Below are 25,650 nucleotides of genomic sequence, written 5' to 3'. Positions count from 1 at the left end.
TTCGCATGCCTTTGGGGGATTGATGGATCTGTGGACCGCCTTTCAGGCATTGATTCTTGGGGTTGTAGAAGGGCTGACTGAGTTTTTGCCCATTTCCAGTACTGGCCACCAAATTATCGTGGCGGATTTGCTCGACTTTGGCGGTGAACGGGCCATTGCGTTCAACATCATTATCCAGCTGGGGGCAATCCTGGCGGTGGTATGGGAGTTTCGCCGCAAGATCCTCGACGTGGTGACCGGTTTGCCGACGCAGCCCAGCGCTCGCCGGTTTACTGCCAACCTGCTGATCGCCTTTATGCCGGCCGTGGTGTTGGGCGTACTCTTTTCCAACCTGATTCATGAATACCTGTTCAACCCGATTACCGTCGCAACGGCGTTGGTCGTGGGCGGGATCATCATGTTGTGGGCCGAGCAGCGTCAGCATGAAGTACACGCTGAAACCGTGGACGAGATCACCTGGAAAGATGCATTGAAAGTCGGCTTCGCCCAGTGCCTGGCGATGATTCCCGGCACTTCGCGTTCCGGCTCGACCATCATCGGTGGCTTGTTGTTCGGACTGTCGCGCAAGACCGCAACCGAGTTCTCGTTTTTCCTGGCCATGCCGACCATGGTCGCGGCGGCGGTGTACTCGGGCTTTAAATACCGTCACCTGTTTGTGCCGGCGGATTTGCCGGTGTTCGCCATCGGCTTCGTGACCGCGTTCATCTTCGCGATGATTGCCGTCAAAGCCTTGCTCAAGTTCATCGCCAGCCACAGCTATGCCGCGTTCGCCTGGTATCGCATCGTGTTCGGCCTGCTCATCCTGGCCACCTGGCAGTTCGGTTGGGTCGACTGGGCCGCGGCGCGCCCATGAGTGACTCCAGCGCGCGCAACAACCCCGGACGCCGGTCCGGGGGAGAGCGGGTCCAGTATCCGCGGTTGAAACTGCTGGTATTGGTGATCTTGTGCGCGCTGCCGCTGACCGGCTCGGTGCGGTTATGGTTGCGTGGGGTTTCGCTGATTCCCCTGGCGGCCTACGGCATCGTCAGCGTGCTGGCGTTCTTTCTGTACTGGAGTGACAAGCGCAAGGCGCGTGCCGACAGTTGGCGCACCCCGGAAAACGTCTTGCACGCGGTGGAACTGGCGGGCGGCTGGCCAGGCGCCTTGCTGGCCCAGCAAGTGTTTCGGCACAAGACCCGCAAGGTCTCGTTCCAACTGGTGTTCTGGCTCATCGTGCTGATGCACCAGGTCTTCTGGATCGACCAACTGTTCCTCGGTGCGAACTTGTTTGCCCTGGGCTGAAAGAACAGGCCTTACAGCAGCAACCCGATTTGGGTGCGCTTGGGCAGTTTGCTCACCACCAATTGGTGGGAACGTTGCAGCAACCCTTGCAGCTCTTCGCTAGCCAGCGGGTAGGGCGTTTGCATGATGATCCACTGCGCCCGCGCCAGATACGGCGCCGGGTGAATCCCCGGACGGTCGCAGTGCCCCAGGAACAGGTCCTTGTCGACCTTGAACGCCAGGGATTCCCCGCGCAGGTTCTGCAAGGCGAACATCTTGTTGCCTGCAATCGAAAACACCCGAACGCCTCCCCACTTGTAGTCTTCCCGAGCGCCGGGCAGCGCGAGACAGAATTGCGCGACATCCTCTTCGCTCATGCGTCCAGCCTTCATATCAGTCGGTCCCCACACATATTGAATGATTCGATCAAATGGTCGATCCAGGCGCGTACCGCCGGCATCACCCCGCGCCGATGAGGGTAGACCGCTTGCAGCCAGCCGCCAGGCAGCGACCAATCGGGCAGTAACTGCACCAGTGCGCCGTTTTCCAGCTCCTGCTCGCAATACATCATCGGCAGCATGGTGAAACCCTGGCCTGCGAGGGTACAGGCTTTGCGCACGATGAAATCGTCGATACCCAATCGCGCCTCCAGACTCAATTCAACACTTTTGCCCTGTTGATCGAGCATGCGGATGTGCACCAGGCGGTCGGCTTCCAGCGCGCCGAGCACGGGCAAGGTTTTCAGGTCATCGGGGTGGTTGATCGCGCGCCCATGCAGGAAGGCCGGGCTGGCGACCATCGCCATCTGCGCCTGGCGCAAACGCCGCGTCACCAGCAACGGATCCTCATCGCCCAGTTCGCGCACCCGCAGTGCGACATCGACGCCTTCGTTCACCAGGTCGACGCGGCGATTGAGCAGCATCACTTCCAGTTGGACCTGAGGGTACTTTTCCAGGAACTTGCTGATGACCGATGGCAGCATCTCGTGGGCCAGTCCGACCGGGCAGGACACGCGCAAGCGTCCACGGGGTTCGCTGGACATACTGGCCACGGCTTCATCGGCCATCTCGGCCTCCAGCAGCATGGCCTGGCAGTGGCGCAGGTAACGTTCTCCCACGGCGGTCAGCTTCAGTTGCCGGGTGGTGCGTTGCAGCAGGCGCGCGCCGAGGCGTTCTTCCAGCTCGGCGATACGACGCGATAACCGGGACTTGGGAATCCCCAGCAGTCGCCCGGCGGCAGCAAAGCCGCCGGCTTCGACCACTTTGGCAAAATAGTAGAGGTCATTGAGGTCTTGCATGGATGGCGTCCGATTGTTCTATCAGTGAGACGAACTATCGCATTATTGCGGGCTAATCAGCTATTGGTTTCACCTGTAGGATCAACCCCATCAGATCGCCCCGTGGCGATCCTCACCTGGAGATCCCACATGAAATTGTTGCATATCGATTCGAGCATTCTTGGTGACAACTCGGCATCCCGTCAGTTGAGCGCCGAAGTCGTTAAAGCCTGGCAAGCTGCGGAACCTACTGCTGTCGTGACTTACCGCGACCTGGCCGCTGATGCCATCAGCCATTTCTCCGCCACGACCCTGGTCGCTGCAGGCACCACTGCTGAACTGCGCAACGCCGCCCAACAGCACGAAGCCGAGCTGAGCGCCACCACCCTGGCCGAATTCCTGGCTGCCGATGCCGTCGTCATCGCCGCGCCGATGTACAACTTCACCATCCCGACCCAACTCAAGGCCTGGATCGATCGCATTGCCGTTGCCGGTCAGACTTTCCGTTACACCGAAGCCGGCCCTGAAGGCCTGTGCGGTGGCAAAAAAGTCGTGATTGTCTCCACTTCCGGCGGCTTGCATGTCGGCCAGGCAAGTGGCGTTGCCCACGAAGACTACCTGAAGGTGTTGTTCGGCTTCATCGGGATCACCGACATCGAGTTCGTTCGTGCCCATGGCCTGGCTTACGGTGATGAAGTGCGCACCAAAGCCATGAGCGACGCTCACACGCAAATCAGCGAGCAATTGTTCGCCGCCGCGTAAAGCTTGCGTAAAGACGACAAACAGCTCAGGCAACCCCCAGAAAACTCTGTATTCTGATCACGCAAGTGTCAGATACGGAGTTTTTTGTTTCTGGCCGTTTCAGGTTGTGGCCCAGGTTATGCAGTCGAGGGTTAACGTCCCCGTTCTGTAACGTCCTTGGTAACTGCAATCGCGGGTTCAAGGCCGCTTTCTCGCTGTTTCGAGAAGAACGGGCTTTCCGGTCAAGTAACAAAGGGTAGGGCATCCAATGGTGCGTCTTTGTGCAACGTTACTGATTTGCCTGCTCAGCAGCCTGAATTCAGTGCACGCCGCGCCTGCGCCGCATCCTCACTGGAGCGTCGGTTTCCATGAGATGACTTTTCTTGACCCTCTGGATTTGCAGCCGATGCGCGCCATCGCGTTCTATCCCTCGAGCGACAGGGAACACTCCAGCCTGCTTGAGGGGTACACCGTCGAAGCCGGCGAAGACACTCGAGTTGCCATCGGGCGTTTCCCGATGCTGATGCTGTCCCACGGCAACACCGGAACCCCACTGGCCCTGCACGACCTCGCGACCTCGCTGGCGCGCAAAGGGTTTGTGGTGGTGGCGGTGATCCATCCTGGCGACAACTCCAAAGACCACAGCCGTCTCGGTACGTTAAGCAACCTGTACGGCCGGCCTATCCAGATCTCCGAAGCCATTACCGCGACCCTCGGCGACCGGATGCTCTCGCCTTTCGTCAATGCCGACCAGGTGGGCGTGATCGGATACTCGGCGGGTGGCGAGACGGCGTTGATCCTGTCCGGCGCCACGCCTGACCTGGACCGTCTTCGCCGCTATTGCCAGGAACGTCCGGACGACCGCGATGCCTGTAACACTAAAGGTGAGCTGATCGTTGATCGCGATGACTTGCGGCCGGTGGCCGATCCACGCGTCCATGCATTGTTGTTGATGGCGCCGCTGAGTTTGAAATTCGGCCGCCAGACCTTGGCCGACGTTCATGTGCCCGTGCTGCTTTACAGTGGCGATGGCGACAAACTGGTGGCCTACGACAAAAACGCGGCGGCGCTGGCGCGCAAACTGCCAATCGCGCCCGACTTCAAATTGCTGGCCGGGGCAGGGCACTTCGTGTTCCTGGCGCCATGCAATGAAGAACAAATCATCGCCATGCCGGCCTTGTGCACCGATGCTGACGGCGTCGACCGCAAAGACATCCACCGCAACATGGTGTCCGAAGCCGATCGATTCTTCTCACATGCTCTCGGCAAGCCAAGCCGCGCCGGCATGCAAACCGCCGATCAATAGTTGTCGGGACCCCTATGGGGTCAGGTCATTGCGCGGCGTTTGAGCAATAGGGTCAATCCCAGGCCCGTCACTGACAGTAACGCCGCGCTGAAGAAGATCCACGAATACCCCAGGTTCAAGGCCACCGCGCCCATCAGCGGCCCGGCAATCGCCAGTGCCAGATCGAAAAACACCGCATAGGCACTCAAGCCCGCGCCGCGACTGGCGTTGGGCACTTGCTTGATTGCCTCGACACCCAGTGCTGGATAGACCAGCGACAAACCAAACCCGGTCAGGCCGGCGCCGATCAACGCATAACCGGTCGTGGGCGCGAGCCACAGCAGCGCCAGGCCCAGGGTTTCGATGGTCATGCAGGCGATGGCCGAGGTGAAGCCGCCGAAGCGACTGATGCTGGAGATGAACAGCAGCCGCGCCAGAATGAAGCAAACACCAAACACCGTGAGGCAATAAGCGGCGCCGGCCCAGCCGCGACTGACGTAATAAAGCGTAATAAAGGTGGTCAGGGTGCCGTAACCGATCGAAGCCAGGCTCAGGCTCGCACCAAACGGAGCGATCCGCCCGAACACCGCCCAGAACGGCAGGCGCTCACCACGAATCACCGGCACTGAAGGTTTGTTGCGGATCAGCAGCAACGCCGCCAGGGCCAACAGTGACAGCACAATCCCCAGGCTGGCGAAGCCATATTCACTGACCATCACCACGCCCAAAGGCGCGCCAATGGCGATGGCACCGTAGGACGCGATGCCGTTCCACGAAATCGACCGGGCCGTGTGTTCGGCGCCGACCTGGCCCATGCACCAACTGATTGTGCCCACGCCGATCAATCCTTGTGCGATCCCCAGCAACAAGCGACCGGCAATGAGGATCAACAAACTTGGCAACGGATAGCTTTGCAGCAACGTTGAAATCAGCGTCAGAACGCCGCTCAGCACGATCCCCGACAACCCGTAGACAATCGCCCGTTTGGTGCCGATGGTGTCCGACATGCGCCCGGCCATCGGGCGACTGAGCAGGGTGGCCAGGTACTGCGAGCCAATGGTCAAGCCCGCGATGATCGCGCTGAAACCCAACTGCTCATGGACGTAACCCGGCAACACCGCAATCGGCAGGCCGATGCAGAGGAACGCAATAAAGGTATAGAAAACGATAGAGACGATCTGCAGGGTGATCGCCATGGAGCTTTGCGGGGGCAGTTGCTGCGATGACATGAGGGCTCGTTCGCGGGCGGCGGTGGGAGAACTGCATCATGGCGTGGGCCTGAAACAAAAGAAAGCAGGCTAACTATTATTTATTGGCTTGAGGGCCTCATCGCGAGCAGGCTCGCTCCCACAGGGGAATGCGGTCAACTGTGGGAGAGAGCTGGCTCCGGGCGGCGTTCCGACGATGGTTTCAGCACCAGAAAAGCTGTCGATCCTGAAATGCAAAAAGCCCCGTCACATGGACAGGGCTTTTCAGTTTCAGCAGCTATTTAGAACACAACGCCCTGGCTACGCAGGTAGTCGTCATAGGTGCCGCTGAAGTCGATCACGCCGCTAGGGCTGAGCTCGATGATGCGGGTGGCCAGGGACGATACGAACTCACGGTCGTGGCTGACGAAGATCAGCGTGCCCGGGTAGTTCTCCAGCGCCAGGTTCAGCGCCTCGATGGATTCCATGTCCAAGTGGTTGGTCGGTTCGTCCATGATCAATACGTTTGGCTTTTGCAGGATCAGCTTGCCGAACAGCATGCGACCTTGCTCACCACCGGAGATGACCTTGACCGACTTGAGGATCTCGTCGTTGGAGAACAGCATGCGGCCGAGGGTGCCACGAACGATTTGCTCGCCGCCCTGGGTCCATTGGCCCATCCAGTCGAACAGGTTGCAGTCGTCTTCGAAGTCATGCGCGTGGTCTTGGGCGTAGTAGCCCAGTTCCGCGGCGTCGGTCCACTTCACGGTGCCGGCATCCGGGGTCAGTTCGTTGACCAGGGTGCGCAGCAGGGTGGTCTTGCCGATACCGTTCGGGCCGATGATTGCCACGCGTTCGCCGGCTTCAACCTGGAAGCTGAAGTCCTTGAACAGCGTCTTGCCATCGAAGCCTTTGGCCATGCGCTCGACGATAACCGCCTGACGGTGCAGCTTCTTGGTTTGTTCGAAACGGATGAACGGACTCACACGGCTCGAAGGCTTGACTTCGGCCAGCTGGATCTTGTCGATCGCCTTGGCGCGGGAGGTCGCTTGCTTGGCTTTCGAGGCGTTGGCCGAGAAGCGGCTGACGAACGATTGCAGTTCCGAGATCTGAGCTTTCTTCTTGGCGTTGTCCGACAGCAGCTGCTCGCGGGACTGGGTCGCCACGGTCATGTACTCGTCGTAGTTGCCCGGGAACAGGCGCAACTCGCCGTAATCCAGGTCAGCCATGTGGGTGCACACGCTGTTCAGGAAGTGACGGTCGTGAGAGATGATGATCATCAGGCTGGAGCGCTGGGTCAGAATGTTTTCCAGCCAGCGGATGGTGTTGATGTCCAGGTGGTTGGTCGGTTCGTCGAGCAACAGCACTTCAGGATCGGAGAACAGCGCCTGGGCCAGCAAAACGCGCAGTTTCCAGCCCGGGGACACTTCACTCATCGGGCCAAAGTGCTGCTCGATGCCGATACCCAGGCCCAGCAGCAGTTCGCCAGCACGGGATTCGGCGGTGTAGCCGTCCATTTCGGCGAACTCGGTTTCCAGTTCGGCCACGGCCATGCCGTCTTCTTCGGTCATTTCCGGCAGCGAGTAGATGCGGTCGCGCTCGGCCTTGACCTTCCACAGCTCTTCGTGACCCATGATCACGGTGTCGATGACGGTGAATTCTTCGTAGGCGAACTGGTCCTGGCGCAATTTACCCAGACGCACGTTCGGCTCGAGCATGACCTGCCCGCCGGATGGCTCAAGGTCGCCGCCGAGGATTTTCATGAACGTCGACTTGCCGCAACCGTTGGCACCGATCAGGCCGTAGCGGTTGCCCGCGCCGAATTTGACCGAAACGTTTTCGAATAGCGGCTTGGCGCCGAACTGCATCGTGATGTTAGCTGTAGAGATCAAAGGTTTTTCCTGCGAAGCATTCAGAATAGCTAAGGGTGCGGCAGTACCGATTCAGTACCCGTTTCCGGTTTTCGAACCACAGGAAATGCATCCCGGTCAGAAGCGGAAGGTCCATCTGGCAATAAGTGGACAGCAGCAATGGAGCGCTTGGCCCGAGTCGAAGTGCGCTGAGACGGGGTTAATTCCCGTCATCAACCAAGGGGGGCGCGTAATGTTTGGCGGCGATTGTACTGGTCTGGCTCTTTAAACGATAGGGCGTTAAGACTCCGCGGGCACTTTGGTGGCATCAGCGGACAGATTTTCACATTTGCAAGCTAACTATTTGTTACAAATAGTGGCTAAAATGCCACCTATCGAGCTTTTGCCGACAGTCGGCACAGGCTCAAGAACGCATCATTGAGACCGCTGTTGTGTATTCAGACGCTGCACACAACCCCAGGGGCGCGAGGCCACCCGGGGACGCAGTTTGTTTACTTCTGACGTGTGACGATTTCCGTGAAACTGATAATTGGCTTTATATATGTTGTCTCCATTGCGTACGTCCACCTGCGCGGTCGGGTGCGCCACAAACTGGGTCGTCAACTGAGCGATCACTCGACGTTTCTGGCGCCAATCAATTGCTTCCTCTACTTGTTCTCGAAAATCCCCAACAAGCCTTACCTCAATCCGGCCGATTTTCCTGATCTGAGTCCGTTGCAGGATCATTGGGAAGAAATCCGCGCCGAAGGCCAGAACCTGCTCCAGAACGGCGAAATCAAGCGTTCTAACCAATATGACGATGTCGGCTTCAACTCGTTTTTCAAGACTGGCTGGAAGCGTTTCTACCTGAAGTGGTACGGCGACAGCCATCCTTCAGCCATGAAACTCTGCCCGCGTACCACTGAACTGGTGCAGGGTATTGGCTCGATCAAAGCAGCGATGTTCGCCGAACTGCCGCCAGGCTCCAAACTCGTCCGTCATCGCGACCCGTATGCAGGCTCGTATCGTTACCATCTGGGCCTGAACACGCCAAACGACCCCGGTTGCTACATCAATGTCGATGGCCAGAACTACCACTGGCGCGACGGCGAGGCGGTGATGTTCGACGAGACGTTCATTCATTACGCCGAAAACACCACGCAGCAGAACCGCATCATTTTGTTCTGCGACGTTGAGCGACCGATGAAATACCGCTGGGCAGCCGCCTTCAACGCCTGGTTCAGCCGTAATGTAATGTCGGCCGCCGGTGCGCCGAACGATGCAGGGGACAAGACCGGCGGGATCAATCGGTTGTTCACCAAAATCTACAAGATCCGCTTGCGGGGCAAGGCGCTGAAGAAGACTAATCGCAAGCTGTATTACTTGGAGAAGTGGGCGCTTTTTGGTGGGTTGCTGGCGGTTATTGTGCTGATCTGAGAGATGCATGCGGCTTGCCATGCTTTCGCGAGCAGGCTCGCTCCCACATTGGATTGCGTTTAAATGTGGGAGCCAGCCTGCTGGCGAAGAGGCCCTGACATTCGCCGCAAAACTATTAGCCACGAGAAGTCTTCGTGGCTTTTTTCTGCGCAGTCGGTTTAGTCGCCGGCTTGGCCTTGCCGGCACTCTTGCCGCCCAGGCTACGTTTGAGCAATTCAGTCAAATCGATGACATCAGCGGTTTTACGTTCCTCTTCCCCGGTCGCCGTCTCGACATCTTCGATCTTGCCTTCATTGGCTTTCTTCTCGACCAGCGCCATGATCTTGTCTTCAAAGCTGTCGCGGTAGTCCTCGGGGCTCCAGTCGCCACTCATGTCCTGGACCAGACGCTTGGCCATATCCAGCTCACCCTTGGCCAATTCGGGTTTGGTCACTTCAGTGCCGAGTTCCAGCGTATCGAGACTGCGCACTTCGGCAGGCCAGCGCAACATCACCAAGACCATCGCCGATTCCAGCGGCATCAGCGCGGCCAAGTGCTGCCGGGTGTGCAGCACAACGTGCGCCAGCGCGACTTTATTGGTCTTGCTCAGGGTTTCACGCAACAGCGCATAGACTTTGCCGCCGCGTTTGTCCGGCGCCAGGTAATAGGGGGTGTCGATGTTTTGCAGGGGGATCTGGTCGCTGTCGACAAAGGAAAAGATGTCGATGGTCTGCGTCGACAAGGGGTGTGCCGACTTGATTTCCTCTTCGCTGAGGACCACGTAGCGACCCTTCTCATACTGCACACCTTTGACGATGTGCTCTTTGGTGACTTCCTTGCCAGTGACCTTGTTGACGCGCTTGTAGCCCACCGGCTCCATGCTGCGACTGTCCAGCCAGTCAAAATCCACACCTTGGGAAGACGTCGCCGAGACCAGCGCCACAGGGATATGCACCAGCCCGAAACTGATTGCGCCTTTCCAGATTGCACGTGCCATGGTCGTCTACTCCCAAGTGATGTGTTCAGGTGACCTGCATCGCTGCGCAAAAGTTTCAGCGGGCTGCGGCCCGGTTTTGCTGGGCGGTCACCGGGTGTTACATCTTGTGAAGGAGGTTTTGGTTAACAAATCCGCACCCCCGGCGTAGCGTGCTATCGAAGACCCTATCCACGCTGGTGTCGAGAGGCTCCCAATGAACAGACTCGTGTTCGGCTGCACCGTATTGGCATTCAGTGGCCTGCTGGGCAGTCTGGCCCAAGCCGCGCCACCTTCATCAATGCTGCTCGCGCAGAGCCCGACGGGCACGTCGAGCAACCCATATAACAGCCCGATTCGTCGGGCCAATCCCAATAGCATGCAAGGCACGCAACCGAGCGCCCCGGCGATTCGCGGACCGAACACAGTGCCGGTGCCACGGCCGCCGACGCTCGACAATGGCGGCATCGGCAATCGCTACCCGCAGGATCGGTCGCCGCCCGCCAGCCCACCGAAATTCATTCCCAATCCGCCGCATCGAGACGACGACACCAGTAACCGTTGAATGGCAGGACCGTGTTCTTGCCAGCTATTCAAACGACAAAAGGATTCGTGCATGTTGCGTAAAACCCTCCTGGCCACTTTTTGCGCCAGCGTACTGATCACCGCCACGGCGCCCGTTATTGCGGCGCCGGCCCAGGACATGAAAAGCGAGCAGGGCACCCTCGAAGTCACGCCGATTGCCAAAGGCCTGGCGCATCCATGGTCTCTGGCGTTCCTGCCCGATCGCAAGGGCATGCTGGTGACCGAACGGCCCGGCAACCTGCGGGTCGTCGATTACGAAGGCAAGCTTTCAGCTCCGATTGATGGCGTGCCGAAGGTGTGGGCCAAGGGGCAGGGCGGTTTGCTGGATGTCGTGCTGTCGCCCGACTTCAAGCAGGATCGTATGGTTTATCTGTCTTACGCCGAGGGTGGCGGCGCGGGTGACAAGGCCGGCACGGCCGTCGGGCGAGGACAATTGTCCGAAGACCTGAAAACCCTGAAGGACTTCAAGGTGATCTTCCGCCAGGAACCCAAGCTCTCCGTTGGTAATCACTTCGGCTCACGGTTGGTGTTCGATCGGGATGGCTACCTGTTCATCACCTTGGGTGAAAACAATGACCGGCCAACGGCCCAGGACCTCGACAAGTTGCAGGGCAAGGTCGTGCGGATTTATCCCGACGGTAAAGTGCCAGACGACAACCCCTTTGTCGCTCAGGCCGGCGTACGCCCGGAAATCTGGTCCTATGGACACCGCAACCCTCAGGGTGCTGCGCTCAATCCGTGGGCCGGGACCCTCTGGGAAAATGAGCATGGTCCTCGGGGCGGCGATGAAATCAATATCATCGAGCGCGGCAAGAATTACGGTTGGCCGCTGGCAACCCACGGCATCAACTATTCCGGCGAACCCATCCCGGAAGCCAAGGGCAAGACCGCCGAAGGCACCGTGCCCCCGCACCATGTCTGGGAAAAGTCCCCCGGCCTCAGCGGTATGGCGTTCTACGACGCCGATCGCTTCAAGCCCTGGCAGCACAACGTGTTCATCGGCGCGCTGGTCAGCCAGGATCTGATCCGCTTGCAACTCGAAGGCGGCAAAGTGGTGCATGAAGAGCGTCTGCTCGGCGAACTGGGCAAACGTATTCGCGATGTACGGCAAGGGCCGGATGGCTACTTGTATGTGCTGACTGATGAGGACGATGGCGGCTTGTACAGGTTAGGTCTGAAGTAATTAGTCACCAACTTGCTTGTGGAACGACACAAACCCTGTTGGAGCGGGCTTGCCCGCGAAGGCTTTACCCGCATCACAATAACGCCTGAATCAGGCTTGTTGGCCTGCACCGCCGCAATTCTTACGGTCTTTAAGCCCACGAACCACGAGGTACAACAACGGCCCCACAGACACAAAAACCGCCGTGATCAACAGGTACGGCAACACCGAAACCACTGATTGCTCACGCTTGCGCGCATCCCTGTACATCCAGATTCCGGCTAGCGTCGCCAACAGATAAAGATCAATCACCACCTGCGCGGTGTCCGGACGTGACATCAGGCTGATGCCGAAATCGATCAACGACTGTTCGGCCTGCAACATCACCGAAACGGTGTAGCCGGCAAATGCAATCAGGGCGATGAGGGGCAGGGCGACAGACTTCATGGTTTCCTTCCTTGGGACGATGAGCACAGTCGCCAGCCTACAGAGGCCGCCGGAAAATGACCATTGACTTGCCATCGGCGCCCGGCTAATTTCCAGTCATGACTTTCACCGTACTGCGCTGCCAGCCAAGCATTATTACCGCCATTCCTTATTTGGCGGGCTAGCTCACGACTGCAGCACCCAACCCGCCCTAGAGGCGGGTTTTTACTTTCTGTCTCATGGGTTGCGATCAACGTCAGGAGACGACCATGAGCACTACACCCGCCCAGCAGACCTTGCTTGAGCACTACGTAAAAAAGATCCTTGCCGCGCCCGTGTATGAACTGGCGGTGCGTACGCCGTTGCAAGCGGCGCCAGCGCTGTCCGAAGCCCTGGGTAATCAGGTCCTGCTCAAGCGCGAGGATTTACAGCCGACCTTTTCCTTCAAGATTCGCGGCGCCTACAACAAGCTCGTGCAGCTAAGCGATGAGCAAAAGGCTCGCGGCGTGATCACTGCTTCGGCGGGTAATCATGCCCAAGGCGTCGCGCTGGCCGCGCGAGAGTTAGGAATTGCGGCCACCATCGTCATGCCCTGCACGACACCGGAATTGAAAGTGCTCGGGGTGCGCAGTCGTGGTGCCGATGCCGTGCTGCACGGCGAAAGTTTTCCATTTGCCCTCGAATACGCGCTGAGCCTGGCCGAACAAAGCGGTCGCACCTTCGTTTCTCCCTTCGATGACCCGGACGTGATCGCGGGGCAGGGCACTGTGGCCATGGAGATCCTTCGCCAGCACCAAGGGCCGCTGGATGCAATCTTTGTCCCAGTGGGCGGTGGAGGCTTGATTGCCGGCATCGCGGCGTACGTCAAATACCTGCGCCCTGACGTCCGCATCATCGGCGTCGAGTCAGAACACTCCGCGTGTTTGTACGCTGCATTGCAGGCGGATGAACGCGTGGTCCTGCCCAAAGTCGGCACCTTCGCCGATGGCGTGGCCGTTGCGCAGATCGGCGCTTATGGATTTGAGGTCTGCCGGTTTTGTGTCGATGAAGTGCTGACGGTTTCCAATGATGAGTTGTGCGCCGCCATCAAGAATATCTACGACGATACCCGCTCGATCACCGAGCCTTCCGGCGCGCTGGCGGTAGCGGGGATCAAAAAGTATGTCGCGCAAACTGCTGTGCGAGGCCAGACGCTGGTGGCGATTGACTCGGGCGCTAACATCAACTTCGACAGTTTGCGCCATGTTGCCGAGCGCGCCGCGTTGAGTGGCGCCCCGGCATGAAGGAGAGGGTTGTTATTCCTGAACGGCTTTTTCGACCTTGCTTGATGCCGACCAGATCCGATAACGAACTTCGACGTCCTTGGGCACGTAAAGCACGATTGGCAGCTTGCTGTTGTAACGCAACATGAAGCCGTCGCCGACCACCGGCACGAAGTCCTGTTTGCTTTTGCCATCAGGACAGGCCATCAGCGTGCTCATCGGGCCAATGACTTTCTCCAGGCGGTAGAAGGGATATCCCCAGCCTTCGAGGTTTTTTTCTTCAAGGATACCGCCCAGACGCTGGCGGTTGCAGTCCACGGTGAGGGTCTTGCCGGCCAGCACCTCAACCTGGAAGTTTTCTTCCTGCGGTTGTGGGGCGACGTGTATGACCTGGCGGGTATAACCACTCTCTGGCTTGGGAAACGGTGCGACGGTTTCCAGTTTTGCGGCATGAGCCACAGTCGACAGGCCAGCAACAATCAGCCCGACGGTATTGATCAAGGTCAAAAAACCCATGATGCCTCCTTGCGTGTGAGTAGGGTCAGCGGATACTGAAATCATTGGGCGCATTCTTACTGTCGCCAACCGCTAATGCAAACCCGCTCGGGAATATGCAAATTGCAGGGCTGAACCAGGCTCTCCTTGCATATTGCATGAGGCCATTTCTTGGCTGTTTCGCTAAATCATTGATTTGCCGATGAGCTGCACGGCGAAATTCCCGGCATGTTTTATGCTCAATCAGGTCTTAAGTTGACTAGGACAATATTGAGTCAGCCTGAACAAGAAAACGGTGCGTTGTTGAGACATAGAAGCCCCGCAAAGGAAGTAAAGCGAGAGATCTCAGCACCCATCGACGTTGAAATTCGATTGGCAGTCTCACATTTAGGAGAGGGTCGCCATGTTTCTTTCTGCCTTGGAACTTCGCAATATCGTTGAAAGCAGCTTTCTACCCAGACGCTGCCAATGCACGGTGTCGCCGGACCTGTCGTCAATGACCGTCAAGGTGTACTCCGACCGTAAAACCGATCACGCCGATTTATTGGTGACCGGAATAAATGCCAGACAGCTCAACGGTAGCCGGGAAATCAACGACCTGATTGCAGGACTGCGCTCTGACTTGGCGAGTAGATCCGCCAAGCAGACCCTGCATCCAGACAGGAAAGCGCTTTAGCCTGCAGTCTCGAGTTCTGCCGATGCGCGCCGGGTCTGGACGAATCCCAGTCCCAGCGCCAGCTCGACCAACACTGCCAGCAAGATGGCTGGACCGGCATGGCCATTAAGCCATTCGCCGAAGCCCAGTGTTGCCAGGCCGAAACACCCGACGGTAAACCCGGTGCTCAGTGCGCCGCGAGTAACGGAGGGCGCCTCGTTTCGGACCAGGTAGAAAATAACCCCCAGCGCTGCAAACAGGACCGCACTGCGTCGTGCCACAAATCCGGTCGCCGATGAATATTCAATGCTCCAGATCGCAAGTAATACGTCCGGTACGAAACCCCAGACCAGGGCTAGCAGAAAACACAAAAGGGAAGTGAAGGTCGACAAGGTGCGAAACGAAAACTGCATGGCCAATCCTTGCGGCAGTGAGGGAGGCGCAAAGCATAGCGCCAGAACCCCTCACAGGAATACCGCAAAGTGTTAAATCAGACTTTTCAGTCAGTTCTGATAACTGCAAGCGTCGGAAAGTTTCCGGTAGCTGATTTCCTCAGGCTTGCCGGACGTATCGATGTACTTCATGTCGGCGGTTATCACTTTGCACTCGAGCGTCTGGGGCTCAGTCAGGGCAACGACCTTCTTGATATTCAGCGGCATGCCGTAGTGGTAGGGCACGGCTTGCGAGGAGGAAGTGTCATTGGCCTGGGCCAGCCCGGTGAACGCGGTGCAGGCGAGGGCAGAAGTAACCAGCAGTGTGCGGATGTTCATGTGACGATCTCCCGTGCAGACGTTAAGTCAGCTCGACGGATTGGCGTCGAACCTGCCGCACTGGGCGTCAGAGGGCTCTGAGGGCGTGCGGTCCAGTAAAGTTTTGGACCGCGGGGTTAAGCGATGGTTAACTCGATTGAATGCCGCCTGTCGTGAGGCGTTTCTGTCAGAAGTTTCATGTGGGAAACGATCTACGGGATGTTCGGCTTGGTCCTACACGGTCAGATGACTTGTCGACTTTCGCCTGATGGGCTGGGCGGTTAGTGTTTGGGCTCGCTGCAAAATCAGCGATCGGGTTTGGTCACCTGCCTAACACTGCACATATTTGTGCCATCATTCGCGCTGCGGACTTTTACGTCTCGTAGTGCGTTGCAATGGTGGCTGTGTGCAGGACGCTTTCGGGCGAGCCGTTTTGAGTGTTAGCGGTTGACCAAACCTGTACATAGCCGCCTCCATCGTTTGGTCACGGTGCTGGCGATTACTAAATTAATACTCGAGTAATTACTATGCCAACGCTAAATCCGTTCCCAGATCGCTATCGTTCAATCAACAGCGGCGTTACCGACTCAAGTCCGTTGTTGATCGACACAGAAGCCAATCCCCAAGACATTCTCGAAGCCGCGCTACAGCGCATCCGAGCCTCCAGCCAGCTACTCGAAACGCTGCACTGCCAATGCTTCAAGCACGGCGATGTTCAAGACATTCCACACATTACGCATGCGGTTTACTTGCTGACTCAGGATGGTTTTGATCTGTTGCAGGTGGCTCAGCAGCGGATGATGGGGTGGAAGGCGCCGGTCTGAAGCCACTGAGGTACAAAACAAGCCAGTCTCCTGACTGGCTTGTTCACATGCAGCACCAATGATTTCCTGAAAACTACGCTGTCCTCAGGTCACTGCTGTTTGCATCAGGAATCATCGCGAGCTGGACCTCGACACTGTTTTCTTTCTTCGCCATCCAGCGATCCACGTTGAGTTTATGTTCCGGCGTCTGAGTGGCAGAGCCGTAAACGTCCTCGGGCACCAGTTTCAGATAGCTCAGGGTATGAATTCGTTGTCGGGAGGTATCCAGCCGTCCTATTTCCGCCCTCAACACATTCGCCTCTTGCTGGGACTGCCGACGGTCAGACTGAACGGCGAATCTTAGTTCGGTTTCCTTCGCCTTCAGCCGGTCCTGCATCTCTTGCAATTGGTAGTAAACCTGGTCGTACTCTGTTTTGGTAACCACCGTGGTTCCGCTTTCCTGGGTTTGCTGCCAGCGGCGTAATGTTGCCCAAGCGTATGGAATGTAGGAGGGCACCATGTAGTGATCGCTCATCTGGAACAGTTGCATCACAAAAGCATCTCGATCGGGCATGTCGCCGAACTTTTTCAATGCCTTGGTGCAAGCCGCCTCTTCGATGGAGTCGCAACCTGGGTCCCAGAGAACAGCGGATTGCTCGCGTCCTTTAAAATGAACGGGCATGAAATGGTGCAGATTACCCTGGTGTTCGTAGGGCGCACCGCCGGTTCGCGACAGGCCTATAGCGAAAATTAGTGCGCCTAAAGGCGCGGTGATAAAACTGAGGACCACGCCCGGCATCCAGATACTTTTGCGAGTGTTCATCCATGGTGCGGGAACACTTGGAATAGGGTCGTTGCTGTTGACCATGCGGTGATGGGCCAAGTCTGCCGCGCCGTTTACGAAGTCAGCGTCGCCGGCTCGTGGGGAGCCGTAGGTGTAGAGAAGGACGTCGTATTTTTTGGTATCGCGTCGTAGCGCTTCAGCGAGCAAAGTCGCAATGGCGCCGCCGAGGCTATGACCGCAAATAATGACTTTTTGGTCTACGTGGAAACTATCGAGATAGGTAAGTATAAAAGTACTCATCGCTCGGTAGGCATCGTAAAAGCCCTTATGCGCTTTACCTATACCACCCGTAATAGGAACTTGCTCTGCATCTGTGTCTCGCACGAAGTCCACTAGTTCTAACGTTCCTCGAACGGAGATTAGAATAATTTCGTCATGGTGGGTTATGAAGGCCTGAGTATTGGTGCCGCCCTCGGCTTTGCCATCATCGAAGAAGTGCCACGTGGCGGGATGCTCTTGATTTGGGCCTAATTCGCGTTTGTTTTTTTCGTATAATGTGGGGTCGAACGGTAAAATCTCGAAACGCTTGGAGTAAGGCACATCTTCATAAAGTGGATAGTAAGCTAATGTCTGGGCTGAGTTGATTTTCCAAGACTCTGTATAACTGGCAAGGCTATTACCAAACATATGCCCGACGCTCGGGTCCAATGGAAACGTTACAGTGTCGATTGGTTTTTCGGCAGGCACTTGACCAAAATTACAGTAGCTCAAGCTTGAAAATAGAGACAGTTGATACAGGTTCAATGCGCTGAATGCGTTGTCTTTCGAAAGCATTGGGCGGAAGGCGCGCAGTGGGCGTACTTCAAGAACGGTATGTTTGTTAGGTAATAGGCCAATTCCATAGAGTTCCGATTCTATTGGTCCGAACCCGAGGTCGCCCATGGCTTTCATTAAACTTTGGTTTGGAGGGTATTTCCTTGGAGAGTAGGGTGGCAGATGAGCAGTAAATTTCACCAAGTCTTTCACTTCGACATGAAAAAACTGGTCTGCGTTTTCCTTTGCAGGATTTTTCTCAACGCGTAAGCCGTCTTTCCGTACAAAACGTGTTTTCTCGGCTTTTACCTGAAATTCTGTGATAGGTATGGGGTAGCTTTCTCGCTGCGAAAGGGCAGAATAAAGATCATCAGTTCCTATATAAGGGGCGTCAAGGGTCAGTACGACGGGGCCTTGATAATGGTTGAAAACCTTCGCTTTTCCATCGGCGTCCAGTACTCCGGGATATTTTTGATGCGCACTATCCTGAAGGACATAGGAGAGCCCAGCGTAAGGCTTGCCATCGCCGGTTTCATCTACTACTTGAAAACTAATCCAGTCGCCACGCAGTGGGCATGCTCCTGATTTTTCACTTAAGAGTGGATTGCAAGGTGCCTTCTGCTCCATAAAAAATATCCTTATTCAGTACAGGTGGGATAAACGGTGCAATCACGTCCATCTGGCATTTTAAAGGGCTTAAAATCGGTAGTATTGCCCCGACAAAACGCATAAGGATCTTCAAGGCTTTTCCCCATGCACCGTTTCCAGCCTTCAGGAAACTTAACCCATGTATCTCCCATGTATGGGGTTTCTTCCGTAGCAATTGAAAATACAACTTTGATCGTTTTTCCCGCGAGCTGTACTCGTTGTATGGGACCATTTTCGGCTTCGTCACTCACCTCGTTGGGCGCTGTGACAGATTTACATTTCAAAATTTTCACAATGTAGCGATCGGGTCCAGCGGTGCGAAACAACCATTGGCACTGCTTTTGCTTTATCAAGATTTCGGGAGGTCTTGGTCTTTCTACACTTCCATCCTCAAACGAAACCCCTGTGTGTGCCCTACCCACATTCCGGAAGTCAGCACCATATTTGGCATCTACCTCATACGCAAAGGTATCAAGCACCAACGGGCACCCCCCTTCGATGCTGGTTAGCGGTACTTCGAATTGCGCTTTCTGGGCGTCGTTACTAAGCTTTTGCTCGAAGAACTTCAATCCGGGGTAACTTCTGCTTTTTCGAGGTGGGACTGTACAACTCTCTCCCGTTCTAGGCACATAGGATGCTTCGCCTTTAATGCTGAATCCGGGTGGCAGTTCAGTGATCAGCGTGAAGCTATCCTGTTGTGCGACGGAACAACCTGTAGCCCCGAACGTTCCCAAACCGATGGCGGCGGCTTGAACAAGTCCAGTGTAAAAGCCTCGATAACACATTTTATAGTCCTTGTTCGGTGCAGTTGGGGTAGACAGTGCAATTACGTCCATCCGGCATTTTGAAGGGTTTGAACTCGGTTGTATTACCATTACAGAATGCATATGGGTCTTCCAGGCTGTCCCCCATGCAACGCTTCCAGCCAGACGGAAATTTTACCCAGTTATCACTTACGGCTGGGCTCTCTTCGCTTGAAATAGCGAAAACTACTTTAATTATCTTTCCTGCGAACCGAGCACGTTGCATGGGACCTTTGTCATCTGTGACAGTTGCCTGATCCGAAGTTTCTACAGATCTACATTTCAGGATTTTTACAATGTAGCGTTTTGGTCCTGCTGTACGAAAGAACCATTCGCACTGTTTTTGCAAGACTAGTACGGGAGGAGGGGGCGAGCTTTCTACACTTCCGTCCCGAAACGAAATTCCTGTATGGGCCCTACCTACATTTCGAAAGTCAGAACCATATTTGGCGTCAACCTCGTATGCGAAGTTATCAATTACCAGCGGGCAGCCACCTTCATTACTGGTCAGTGGCACTTCGAAATGCGCTGTCTGACCTGTGTTATTAAGCTTTTGCTCAAAGAATTTTAAACCTGGGTAGTTTCTTCCTTCGCGAGCCGGAACTGTGCAGCTTTCCCCCGTACGTGGCACATAAGACGCTTCACCTTTAATGCTGAACCCGGGTGGCAGCTCCGTCAGCAACGTAAAACTATCGGCAGGCTTGACTGCCGAACAGCCAGAAGCCGCCATCACAACCGCCGCCGCGAAGAAAAAAGGCAAACGTCCAGAAAAGTGTTCAGCCACAAACACTGTCGCGCGAGCCGCCACAAATTTACTCACGCTCTGATTTGCCCAAACTTGCATCAAACACCCGCTGACACCGCGCAAAATGCTGCTCTGGGGTTTCACTCGGCAATGGCTGCCATGCCACGTCTTCCGCGCATTTAGGATCAAGTCTCAGACTGAGCATGAATTCGCGTTGTTCTGGCGTGTTCCATTGCCAGGCGTCGAGCAGGTCCATTTGTTCTTCCAGCCATTCGCGGACATTGCGGGTTTCGGAGAGTTTGGCGGCGGCCTCGATGTGGTGCACCAGCAACCATCGTTTCAGGTTTTCGCGCAAGATGCTGCGGGTACGCTCCGGTGCATTTGGAATTCGCAGCCATGGCGCGGGGTTTGGCACCGGGTACAGGCCGGGTCTGGCGTTTTCCGCGCTTTTCCACTGCTCCTCATCCCAATACAGCACGCTGCTGATAGGGCCCAACAATAAGGGGCGCTCCGCTTCGCTCAGATTGGCGAGGCAACGAGCCATCACCCGATTATCCTGAAAACGGAACAACGAACGCTCCCCATCTTCCTCTATCACCATCCGCGCTTGCCAATGCTGAGTCAGGCCGTCGAGGTCGGCTTTATCCATGCTGCCGATCCAGCCCCAATTGCGCTGCGGATCGTCCAGCAGTTTGCGGAAGGCATCGGCGTGGGGTTCGTGCAGTTCGGTCAGCCAAGGGCTGATGGCGGCGAAGTCGGCATATTGGGTGCGTCGATAGAGCTGCACCGAGCGCTTCATCAATCCGGCGCTGTAGAGCGAAGTAACCGGGCTCGGTTCGGCAAGGCTGTCGAGGGCCAGGATCAGCACGCGATTGAGTTTTGCCTGTTCGCCGAGCCAGTTGTTAAGTGCGTCGCTCATGCTGCAGTCCCCAGGTCGCACTTGCCTTCACGGCAGGCTTCGCAAATCGGGCAGCGTATGTCGCCTGCCGCACGGGCGGCTTTGGCCATGGCCATTTGTACGGCGGCCGGGACGAGCAGGGCGCCTGCTTTGTCCTGGGCGGCGGCCCATGGGATGACGGGCGGCAGAATCTGAATCCCGGTCCCCACCCCAGGCGAGCCCCCAGTATTCACCTTCACCTCACCCCCACTAATCGTCACACCCCCCGCATCCACCTTGACGAAACTCCCCCCGGCCTTGGCCGTCAGCTCCATCCCACCCTCAATCACGACCTTCTCACCAGCGTGGTAATGGATCTCCTGACCCGCCTCGACAAACTGTGCGGTGCCGACCTTCACGTGCTGGGTCTCCGCGACCGTCAGGTGATCATCAGTGCGCGCCTCCACCTTGCGGTCAAGCTGCGTAATACGATGCTCTTCAACCTTGAACTCGCTGAAAACATTGGCTTCAACCGTGTCATGCCGTTCATTGCCGACACGAATCTTCTGGTCATGCTCGATGTTTTCATCCCAGTCGCGCTGGGCGTGCAGGTAGATCTGTTCCGCTCCTTTTTTATCTTCGATACGAAACTCGTTGTAACCGTTGCCACCCGGCGAGCTCAGGGTTTTGAAGGTGCTTCGGGTCTTGTTGGCGGGCAGGTCGTAGGGGACGACGTTTTCCTTGTGGAACAAGCAACCGGTGACCAGCGGTTGGTCGGGGTCGCCTTCGAGGAAGGTGACGAGCACTTCCATGCCGACGCGCGGGATGGCGATGCCGCCGTAGGCGCTGCCGGCCCAGCCGGTGGCGACGCGCAGCCAGCAGCTGGTGTTGTCGTTGGCCTGGCCGTCGCGGTCCCAGTGGAATTGCACTTTGACGCGGCCGTATTCGTCGCAGTGGATTTCTTCGCCGGGCGGGCCGGTGACGATGGCGGTCTGGCTGCCCAGGACTTTCGGTTTGGGGTGTTCGAGGGCAGGGCGGAAGTGCGCGTCCCATGGGGTGGCGAGGAAACGGTTGCGGTAGCCTTGATGGAAATCGTCTTTGTTGTGGGTGACGTCGCTGGTGACGTTTTCGCCCAGCACCTGCGGCTGCTTGCCCTCGTGCACGACTTCAAGCAACAGCCAGAGGTCGTTCCACTCGGCGCGCGGGTGTTCGCTCAGGGCCATGAAGTGGCCGCTGACGAGTGTGGGCTCGTCGCTTTTACCTTCGGCCAGTTGGTAGTCGCTGCGGTGGCGTTCCAGGGCACGGGTCGCCAGTTGTTTGCCACGCGCGCGGTCGGTGAATCGGCCGGGATAGTCATAGTCTTCCAGGTCCGGAGCGAAGGCGCTTTTGGCGGCGCCTTCGGGCAGGATTCCGGGTTTTTCGAAGTCGTAATCGCGGCGGCTGACGCGGGTGGTGCGGGTTTCCAGGCGCAGGTTGAAGCGCTTGATCACCGGTTTTGTCGCGGCCATGCCAGAGTCTTGCTGGTAGGCCACGGGCGCGAGCTTGCGGAAAACCGTCTGGTCATCGCCGAACACCAGCGTGTGGCCGCTGCTACTGTGCTGGAAGTGGAAGTGGATGCCTTCCTCTTCGCACAGGCGCTGGATGAAATGCAGGTCGGATTCGTCGTACTGCACGCAGTAATCGCGTTCCGGGTAGATTGCGCCGAGCTGGAAGCTGTACGCGTCAGACAGAATGCCGCGTGCTTCAAGCACCTGGGCAATGATTTTCGGAACATTTAAATGCTGGAAGATTTGCTGGTCATGGTTGTGGCGCAGATAAGCCAGTTGCGGCACCAGGCTGATGCTGTAACGCGTCAGGCTTTTGCCGGAATCGCCTTGTTCGATGCGATACACCAGACCGTGGATGATGCCTTTGCCGGTAGCGCCGAAGGTCAGGCAGCCAGGCTTGTGCAGCAACTCTTCGAGTTTCAGGTCGGGGCGGGCGCTGACCAGTTCGATGTCGAAACAGAACGGCTGATTGAGGGTTTCACGACCGACGAAGCTGAGCACTTGCAGGTCAGCGGAAACGCCTTCCAGCGTCAGGGAAATATGGGTAGCGTTCGCGTCCAGCATGCCTTTAATTCCGTCCTTTGAATAAGCAGGTGCGGATGGTGCAGCATTAAACCGCCCCGTTCAAGGCGCAAATGCCGTAGGCACCGGGGCTTGCAAGCATAGGGAAAACCCTTAGAGAGAAGGTTTCGGCCAATGAATACGGGGGTTGTTGCTGCATGCTGTGCAACTCACCGTTGCGCCACAGGATCGTCGCAGCCAGAAACTGGCAGTCATTTTCAGACTAAAGTCGCCTGTGGCCGCTGAAAGCCTTCTGCCATCATTGTCGATCACCCCCGTGTGTCTGCTTCACCCTGGCCATTTACATGGCCGGGGCGAGGGCTATTTCTTTGGCTTATTGCGCCTTGCGCAAACGCTGCACTGTTGGAGCTTTTTTTCATGCGTCCCCCATTTCCTTTCATCACCGCGCGCCAGTCTTCGGGCTTCGGCGCTTTAGTCCTGTGCGCCGGTTTTACGGCCCAGGCTCACGCGAGCGGTTTCATCGATGACACCAAGGCCAACATCGAATCGCGCACGGTGTATTTCAATCGCGACTTTCGTGACGGGCATACGTCCACCGAGCAGGGCGCTTCGAAGCGCGATGAGTCGGCTCAAGGCTTTATTCTCAATCTTCAATCGGGTTACACCGAAGGCACCGTTGGTTTCGGCGTGGATGCATTGGGCATGCTTGGGCTCAAGCTCGACTCCAGCCCCGACAGCAGCAACAGCGGCTTGCTGCCGTCCACGGGGCAGGACCCACGCGGTTCCGAGGATCAGTACGCGAAACTCGGGCTGACCGCCAAAGTGCGCGTGTCCCAGAGCGTCTTGAAGTACGGCGCGCTGTTGCCGGATGTTCCGCTGCTCAAGTACAACGACGGTCGATTGCTGCCAACGATGTTCAATGGCGCGATGCTGACCTCCAAAGAGGTCAAGGACCTGACCTTCATGGCGGCGCGCCTGGACCAATACACCGCGCGCGATTCCACCGATGCCCAGGACATCCGCGTTCACTGCAAGAACAAGCGCTATGCCTGCAACATCACCGCCGATCATTTCGACATGTACGGCTTCGACTACAAGCTCAACGAGCGCCTGACCGCCCAGTATCACTACGCCGAACTGGAAGACATCTACCGTCAGCATTTCGTGGGATTGCTGGCCAACCAGCCATTGGGCGATGGCGTTCTGAAAGCAGACATGCGCGTGCTCAAGAGTGCCGACAGCGGCGATGCCAAGGCCGGTTCTATCGATAACCGTGCGCTGAGCGGCGTGCTTGCTTACGCCATCAGCGGCCACACGTTCAGCGCCGGTTGGCAGCGCATGAATGGCGACAACTCGATGCCGTATCTGGATGGGACCAATCCGTACCTGGTCAACTACGTGCAGGTCAACGATTTCGCGGCGGCGCAGGAGCGTTCGTGGCAGCTGCGTTATGACTATGACTTCAAGGCAATCGGCATCAATGGATTGAGCTTCCTGACCCGTTATGTGAACGGTGATCACATCAAGGTGGTGGGCAGTGACCAGGAAGGGAAGGAGTGGGAGCGCGACAGCGAGCTCAAGTATGTGGTGCAGAGCGGGGCATTTAAGGATGTCAGCCTGCGCTTGCGCAATGCGACCTACCGGACCAACTATGAGAAGTTCGCCCGGGACGTGGATGAGACCCGATTGATTGTGAGCTACAACTTTTCGGTGTTGTGAACCTGATCGTTCCCACGCTCTGCGTGGGAATGCCTCAAGGACGCTCCGTGTTCCAATTCGTGAAAGGGACGCGGAGCGTCCCGGGCTGCCCCACGCAGAGCGTGGGAACGATCGGTCGAACGATCAGGTTAGCTGGTGCCGATACGGCAAATCCGGCCCGGTCTTGCTGCACGTCAGCGCCGCCGCCTGCGCCGCAAACTTCAACATCCCGTCGATTTGCCCGCGCTCAAGCGATTGCACACCCTCAACCGAATCCAGTTGCTGCTCCGTCAGCCAGGTAATCAGCGCTGCCTGAAACGTATCGCCAGCGCCCACGGTGTCAGCAATTTTCACCGCACACGCCGGCACCGACCACGAGCCATACCCCTTGCTGAACACCGTCGCGCCTTCGCCGCCACGGGTCAGGAACACCAACTGACAGCGATGTTGCAACCAACCTTCAATCACTCGCTGCGGATCCTGCTCGGGGTACAAAAGGCTCAAGTCTTCATCGCTGACTTTGATCAGGTCGGCCAGCTCCACCAGCGTGGCGATGCGCGAACGCCAGAGCTCGATGTTCGGCTCAGGATTGAGCCGCACGTTCGGATCAAGGCTGATCAGGCGTTTGCCGCTTTCGCGCTGCACCAGCGTCAGCAAGGTATCGGCAATCGGCTGCACCACCAGCGAAAACGAGCCGATGTGCAAACCGCGTACCTCAGCCCCCAGCTCCGGCAGGTGCTCGGCTTTAAGTTGTCGATCGGCGCACCCTTCACCACGAAAACTGTAATGCGGCGAGCCATTGGCGCCGACGGCGACCATCGCCAGCGTGGTCGGCGCGGCGAAATCCACCAGGTAGTCCGGGCGTACGCCTTCATCCTGTAAAACCTGCTGCAAGCGTCGTCCCAGGTAATCGGTCGACAAACCGGCAAACAGCGCAGCGTCCACGCCCAACCGCCGCAAGCCGACTGCCACGTTGAACGGTGAGCCGCCGGCAATTGCCTTGAAATTCACTTTTGAAGCCAGGCCGCTGGCATCGTCTTCACTGAAGAAATCGAACAGCGCTTCGCCACACACCAGATACATAGTTG

Annotated in this window: 25 protein-coding genes and 1 pseudogene; 11 read left to right on the top strand and 15 right to left on the bottom strand. The window is 57.1% G+C overall.

Features of this window, described 5'->3' with window-relative positions; translation table 11 throughout:
* Positions 1 to 22: 22 nt before the first annotated feature.
* Positions 23 to 853 (top strand): undecaprenyl-diphosphate phosphatase, encoded by an 831-nt coding sequence (locus ACM6I0_RS11460; RefSeq protein ID WP_222586980.1) that lies wholly within the window; start codon positions 23 to 25, stop codon positions 851 to 853.
* The gene (locus ACM6I0_RS11455) at positions 850 to 1,281 is read left to right on the top strand and encodes a DUF1294 domain-containing protein (protein ID WP_285429791.1); all 432 of its coding nucleotides are present in this window, start codon (positions 850 to 852) and stop codon (positions 1,279 to 1,281) included. Before ACM6I0_RS11460 ends, ACM6I0_RS11455 begins: the two co-directional genes overlap by 4 nt.
* A gap of 11 nt (positions 1,282 to 1,292) precedes the next feature.
* Here ACM6I0_RS11455 and ACM6I0_RS11450 read toward each other — a convergent pair whose 3' ends face one another.
* Together ACM6I0_RS11450 and ACM6I0_RS11445 are read right to left on the bottom strand one after the other, a co-directional pair.
* Complete coding sequence (locus tag ACM6I0_RS11450; protein WP_285429789.1) at positions 1,293 to 1,652, bottom strand: MmcQ/YjbR family DNA-binding protein; 360 nt, start codon at positions 1,650 to 1,652, stop codon at positions 1,293 to 1,295.
* On the bottom strand, positions 1,649 to 2,557 hold the full coding sequence (locus tag ACM6I0_RS11445; RefSeq protein WP_285429788.1) for a LysR substrate-binding domain-containing protein: 909 nt from the start codon (positions 2,555 to 2,557) through the stop codon (positions 1,649 to 1,651). The genes ACM6I0_RS11450 and ACM6I0_RS11445 overlap by 4 nt, the downstream gene beginning before the upstream one ends.
* Positions 2,558 to 2,686: 129 nt before the next feature.
* On the opposite strand from ACM6I0_RS11445, the gene ACM6I0_RS11440 reads away from it, so the two are divergent.
* Positions 2,687 to 3,298, top strand: a complete 612-nt coding sequence (locus tag ACM6I0_RS11440; RefSeq protein WP_285429787.1) for an FMN-dependent NADH-azoreductase — start codon at positions 2,687 to 2,689, stop codon at positions 3,296 to 3,298.
* A gap of 247 nt (positions 3,299 to 3,545) precedes the next feature.
* Entirely contained in the window at positions 3,546 to 4,583 is a 1,038-nt protein-coding gene (locus tag ACM6I0_RS11435; protein ID WP_285429786.1) for an alpha/beta hydrolase family protein, read from the top strand.
* A gap of 20 nt (positions 4,584 to 4,603) precedes the next feature.
* Here ACM6I0_RS11435 and ACM6I0_RS11430 read toward each other — a convergent pair whose 3' ends face one another.
* Both ACM6I0_RS11430 and ACM6I0_RS11425 read right to left on the bottom strand, forming a co-directional pair.
* Positions 4,604 to 5,791 carry an MFS transporter gene (locus tag ACM6I0_RS11430; protein ID WP_414922287.1) on the bottom strand — a complete coding sequence of 396 codons (1,188 nt, stop codon included), beginning with the start codon at positions 5,789 to 5,791 and terminating at the stop codon, positions 4,604 to 4,606.
* A 260-nt stretch (positions 5,792 to 6,051) separates the two neighbouring features.
* Positions 6,052 to 7,641 (bottom strand): ABC-F family ATPase, encoded by a 1,590-nt coding sequence (locus ACM6I0_RS11425; protein ID WP_080943075.1) that lies wholly within the window; start codon positions 7,639 to 7,641, stop codon positions 6,052 to 6,054.
* 495 nt (positions 7,642 to 8,136) lie between these two features.
* Here ACM6I0_RS11425 and lpxO point away from each other — a divergent pair, with 495 nt between their 5' ends.
* Positions 8,137 to 9,036, top strand: a complete 900-nt coding sequence (gene lpxO, locus ACM6I0_RS11420) for a lipid A hydroxylase LpxO (RefSeq protein WP_285429781.1) — start codon at positions 8,137 to 8,139, stop codon at positions 9,034 to 9,036.
* Between the two features lie 115 nt (positions 9,037 to 9,151).
* Here the strand turns inward: lpxO and ACM6I0_RS11415 are convergent, their stop codons facing one another.
* A complete protein-coding gene (locus ACM6I0_RS11415) occupies positions 9,152 to 10,012 on the bottom strand; it encodes a Ku protein (protein WP_285429780.1) in 861 nt (286 codons plus the stop codon).
* A 193-nt stretch (positions 10,013 to 10,205) separates the two neighbouring features.
* Between ACM6I0_RS11415 and ACM6I0_RS11410 the strand changes: the two genes are divergently transcribed.
* Together ACM6I0_RS11410 and ACM6I0_RS11405 are read left to right on the top strand one after the other, a co-directional pair.
* Positions 10,206 to 10,553 (top strand): hypothetical protein, encoded by a 348-nt coding sequence (locus ACM6I0_RS11410; protein WP_285429779.1) that lies wholly within the window; start codon positions 10,206 to 10,208, stop codon positions 10,551 to 10,553.
* Positions 10,554 to 10,604: 51 nt separating this feature from the next.
* Positions 10,605 to 11,756, top strand: coding sequence for a PQQ-dependent sugar dehydrogenase (locus tag ACM6I0_RS11405; protein ID WP_414922286.1), 1,152 nt, complete (start codon positions 10,605 to 10,607; stop codon positions 11,754 to 11,756).
* Positions 11,757 to 11,846: 90 nt separating this feature from the next.
* On the opposite strand, the gene ACM6I0_RS11400 is transcribed toward ACM6I0_RS11405, so the two are convergent.
* On the bottom strand, positions 11,847 to 12,182 hold the full coding sequence (locus ACM6I0_RS11400) for a DUF2834 domain-containing protein (protein WP_414922285.1): 336 nt from the start codon (positions 12,180 to 12,182) through the stop codon (positions 11,847 to 11,849).
* A 248-nt stretch (positions 12,183 to 12,430) separates the two neighbouring features.
* Between ACM6I0_RS11400 and ilvA the strand changes: the two are divergent.
* Positions 12,431 to 13,426 (top strand): annotated as a pseudogene (ilvA, locus tag ACM6I0_RS11395) (threonine ammonia-lyase, biosynthetic); the annotation flags it as partial.
* 30 nt (positions 13,427 to 13,456) lie between these two features.
* On the opposite strand, the gene eco reads toward ilvA, so the two are convergent.
* On the bottom strand, positions 13,457 to 13,939 hold the full coding sequence (gene eco, locus ACM6I0_RS11390; protein ID WP_285429773.1) for a serine protease inhibitor ecotin: 483 nt from the start codon (positions 13,937 to 13,939) through the stop codon (positions 13,457 to 13,459).
* 382 nt (positions 13,940 to 14,321) lie between these two features.
* On the opposite strand from eco, the gene ACM6I0_RS11385 reads away from it, so the two are divergent.
* On the top strand, positions 14,322 to 14,594 hold the full coding sequence (locus ACM6I0_RS11385; RefSeq protein WP_285429772.1) for a DUF1652 domain-containing protein: 273 nt from the start codon (positions 14,322 to 14,324) through the stop codon (positions 14,592 to 14,594).
* Here ACM6I0_RS11385 and ACM6I0_RS11380 read toward each other — a convergent pair.
* Entirely contained in the window at positions 14,591 to 14,986 is a 396-nt protein-coding gene (locus ACM6I0_RS11380) for a hypothetical protein (RefSeq protein ID WP_259157106.1), read from the bottom strand. The two genes, ACM6I0_RS11385 and ACM6I0_RS11380, sit on opposite strands and share 4 nt — an antisense overlap.
* A gap of 90 nt (positions 14,987 to 15,076) precedes the next feature.
* Positions 15,077 to 15,343 (bottom strand): DUF2790 domain-containing protein, encoded by a 267-nt coding sequence (locus ACM6I0_RS11375; RefSeq protein WP_090184357.1) that lies wholly within the window; start codon positions 15,341 to 15,343, stop codon positions 15,077 to 15,079.
* A gap of 506 nt (positions 15,344 to 15,849) precedes the next feature.
* On the opposite strand from ACM6I0_RS11375, the gene ACM6I0_RS11370 reads away from it, so the two are divergent.
* Complete coding sequence (locus ACM6I0_RS11370; protein ID WP_208668412.1) at positions 15,850 to 16,146, top strand: hypothetical protein; 297 nt, start codon at positions 15,850 to 15,852, stop codon at positions 16,144 to 16,146.
* A 73-nt stretch (positions 16,147 to 16,219) separates the two neighbouring features.
* Here ACM6I0_RS11370 and ACM6I0_RS11365 read toward each other — a convergent pair whose 3' ends face one another.
* Genes ACM6I0_RS11365 through ACM6I0_RS11345 form a run of 5 tightly spaced genes read right to left on the bottom strand, consistent with a single transcriptional unit; the run spans position 16,220 to position 22,906 of the window.
* A complete protein-coding gene (locus ACM6I0_RS11365) occupies positions 16,220 to 18,349 on the bottom strand; it encodes a lipase family protein (protein WP_285429766.1) in 2,130 nt (709 codons plus the stop codon).
* 11 nt (positions 18,350 to 18,360) lie between these two features.
* The gene (locus ACM6I0_RS11360; protein WP_285429764.1) at positions 18,361 to 19,155 is read right to left on the bottom strand and encodes a hypothetical protein; all 795 of its coding nucleotides are present in this window, start codon (positions 19,153 to 19,155) and stop codon (positions 18,361 to 18,363) included.
* 1 nt (position 19,156) lies between these two features.
* Positions 19,157 to 20,017 (bottom strand): hypothetical protein, encoded by an 861-nt coding sequence (locus ACM6I0_RS11355; RefSeq protein ID WP_285429763.1) that lies wholly within the window; start codon positions 20,015 to 20,017, stop codon positions 19,157 to 19,159.
* A complete protein-coding gene (locus ACM6I0_RS11350; protein ID WP_414922284.1) occupies positions 19,986 to 20,837 on the bottom strand; it encodes a DUF4123 domain-containing protein in 852 nt (283 codons plus the stop codon). The genes ACM6I0_RS11355 and ACM6I0_RS11350 overlap by 32 nt, the downstream gene beginning before the upstream one ends.
* Positions 20,834 to 22,906 (bottom strand): type VI secretion system tip protein VgrG, encoded by a 2,073-nt coding sequence (locus ACM6I0_RS11345; RefSeq protein WP_285429760.1) that lies wholly within the window; start codon positions 22,904 to 22,906, stop codon positions 20,834 to 20,836. Before ACM6I0_RS11345 ends, ACM6I0_RS11350 begins: the two co-directional genes overlap by 4 nt.
* A gap of 375 nt (positions 22,907 to 23,281) precedes the next feature.
* On the opposite strand from ACM6I0_RS11345, the gene ACM6I0_RS11340 reads away from it, so the two are divergent.
* Entirely contained in the window at positions 23,282 to 24,583 is a 1,302-nt protein-coding gene (locus tag ACM6I0_RS11340; protein WP_414922283.1) for an OprD family porin, read from the top strand.
* 123 nt (positions 24,584 to 24,706) lie between these two features.
* On the opposite strand, the gene ACM6I0_RS11335 is transcribed toward ACM6I0_RS11340, so the two are convergent.
* Entirely contained in the window at positions 24,707 to 25,645 is a 939-nt protein-coding gene (locus tag ACM6I0_RS11335) for a carbohydrate kinase family protein (protein ID WP_285429756.1), read from the bottom strand.
* Positions 25,646 to 25,650 lie beyond the last annotated feature (5 nt).

This window comes from Pseudomonas sp. IT-P294 (assembly GCF_949767865.1).
Lineage (GTDB): Bacteria > Pseudomonadota > Gammaproteobacteria > Pseudomonadales > Pseudomonadaceae > Aquipseudomonas.
The sequence above is the reverse complement of the archived record's forward strand: the minus strand, read 5'-3'. Positions and strand labels throughout refer to the sequence as shown.

Excerpts from the sequence above, each read along its gene's own strand:
- ACM6I0_RS11460 (WP_222586980.1), top strand. The coding sequence starts at position 23 with ATGGATCTGTGGACCGCCTTTCAGGCATTGATTCTTGGGGTTGTAGAA.
- ACM6I0_RS11455 (WP_285429791.1), top strand. The coding sequence starts at position 850 with ATGAGTGACTCCAGCGCGCGCAACAACCCCGGACGCCGGTCCGGGGGA.
- ACM6I0_RS11450 (WP_285429789.1), bottom strand. The coding sequence starts at position 1,652 with ATGAAGGCTGGACGCATGAGCGAAGAGGATGTCGCGCAATTCTGTCTC.
- ACM6I0_RS11445 (WP_285429788.1), bottom strand. The coding sequence starts at position 2,557 with ATGCAAGACCTCAATGACCTCTACTATTTTGCCAAAGTGGTCGAAGCC.
- ACM6I0_RS11440 (WP_285429787.1), top strand. The coding sequence starts at position 2,687 with ATGAAATTGTTGCATATCGATTCGAGCATTCTTGGTGACAACTCGGCA.
- ACM6I0_RS11435 (WP_285429786.1), top strand. The coding sequence starts at position 3,546 with ATGGTGCGTCTTTGTGCAACGTTACTGATTTGCCTGCTCAGCAGCCTG.
- ACM6I0_RS11430 (WP_414922287.1), bottom strand. The coding sequence starts at position 5,791 with ATGTCATCGCAGCAACTGCCCCCGCAAAGCTCCATGGCGATCACCCTG.
- ACM6I0_RS11415 (WP_285429780.1), bottom strand. The coding sequence starts at position 10,012 with ATGGCACGTGCAATCTGGAAAGGCGCAATCAGTTTCGGGCTGGTGCAT.
- ACM6I0_RS11410 (WP_285429779.1), top strand. The coding sequence starts at position 10,206 with ATGAACAGACTCGTGTTCGGCTGCACCGTATTGGCATTCAGTGGCCTG.
- ACM6I0_RS11405 (WP_414922286.1), top strand. The coding sequence starts at position 10,605 with ATGTTGCGTAAAACCCTCCTGGCCACTTTTTGCGCCAGCGTACTGATC.
- ACM6I0_RS11400 (WP_414922285.1), bottom strand. The coding sequence starts at position 12,182 with ATGAAGTCTGTCGCCCTGCCCCTCATCGCCCTGATTGCATTTGCCGGC.
- eco (WP_285429773.1), bottom strand. The coding sequence starts at position 13,939 with ATGGGTTTTTTGACCTTGATCAATACCGTCGGGCTGATTGTTGCTGGC.
- ACM6I0_RS11385 (WP_285429772.1), top strand. The coding sequence starts at position 14,322 with ATGTTTCTTTCTGCCTTGGAACTTCGCAATATCGTTGAAAGCAGCTTT.
- ACM6I0_RS11380 (WP_259157106.1), bottom strand. The coding sequence starts at position 14,986 with ATGCAGTTTTCGTTTCGCACCTTGTCGACCTTCACTTCCCTTTTGTGT.
- ACM6I0_RS11375 (WP_090184357.1), bottom strand. The coding sequence starts at position 15,343 with ATGAACATCCGCACACTGCTGGTTACTTCTGCCCTCGCCTGCACCGCG.
- ACM6I0_RS11370 (WP_208668412.1), top strand. The coding sequence starts at position 15,850 with ATGCCAACGCTAAATCCGTTCCCAGATCGCTATCGTTCAATCAACAGC.
- ACM6I0_RS11365 (WP_285429766.1), bottom strand. The coding sequence starts at position 18,349 with ATGGAGCAGAAGGCACCTTGCAATCCACTCTTAAGTGAAAAATCAGGA.
- ACM6I0_RS11360 (WP_285429764.1), bottom strand. The coding sequence starts at position 19,155 with ATGTGTTATCGAGGCTTTTACACTGGACTTGTTCAAGCCGCCGCCATC.
- ACM6I0_RS11355 (WP_285429763.1), bottom strand. The coding sequence starts at position 20,017 with ATGCAAGTTTGGGCAAATCAGAGCGTGAGTAAATTTGTGGCGGCTCGC.
- ACM6I0_RS11350 (WP_414922284.1), bottom strand. The coding sequence starts at position 20,837 with ATGAGCGACGCACTTAACAACTGGCTCGGCGAACAGGCAAAACTCAAT.
- ACM6I0_RS11345 (WP_285429760.1), bottom strand. The coding sequence starts at position 22,906 with ATGCTGGACGCGAACGCTACCCATATTTCCCTGACGCTGGAAGGCGTT.
- ACM6I0_RS11340 (WP_414922283.1), top strand. The coding sequence starts at position 23,282 with ATGCGTCCCCCATTTCCTTTCATCACCGCGCGCCAGTCTTCGGGCTTC.
- ACM6I0_RS11335 (WP_285429756.1), bottom strand. The coding sequence starts at position 25,645 with ATGTATCTGGTGTGTGGCGAAGCGCTGTTCGATTTCTTCAGTGAAGAC.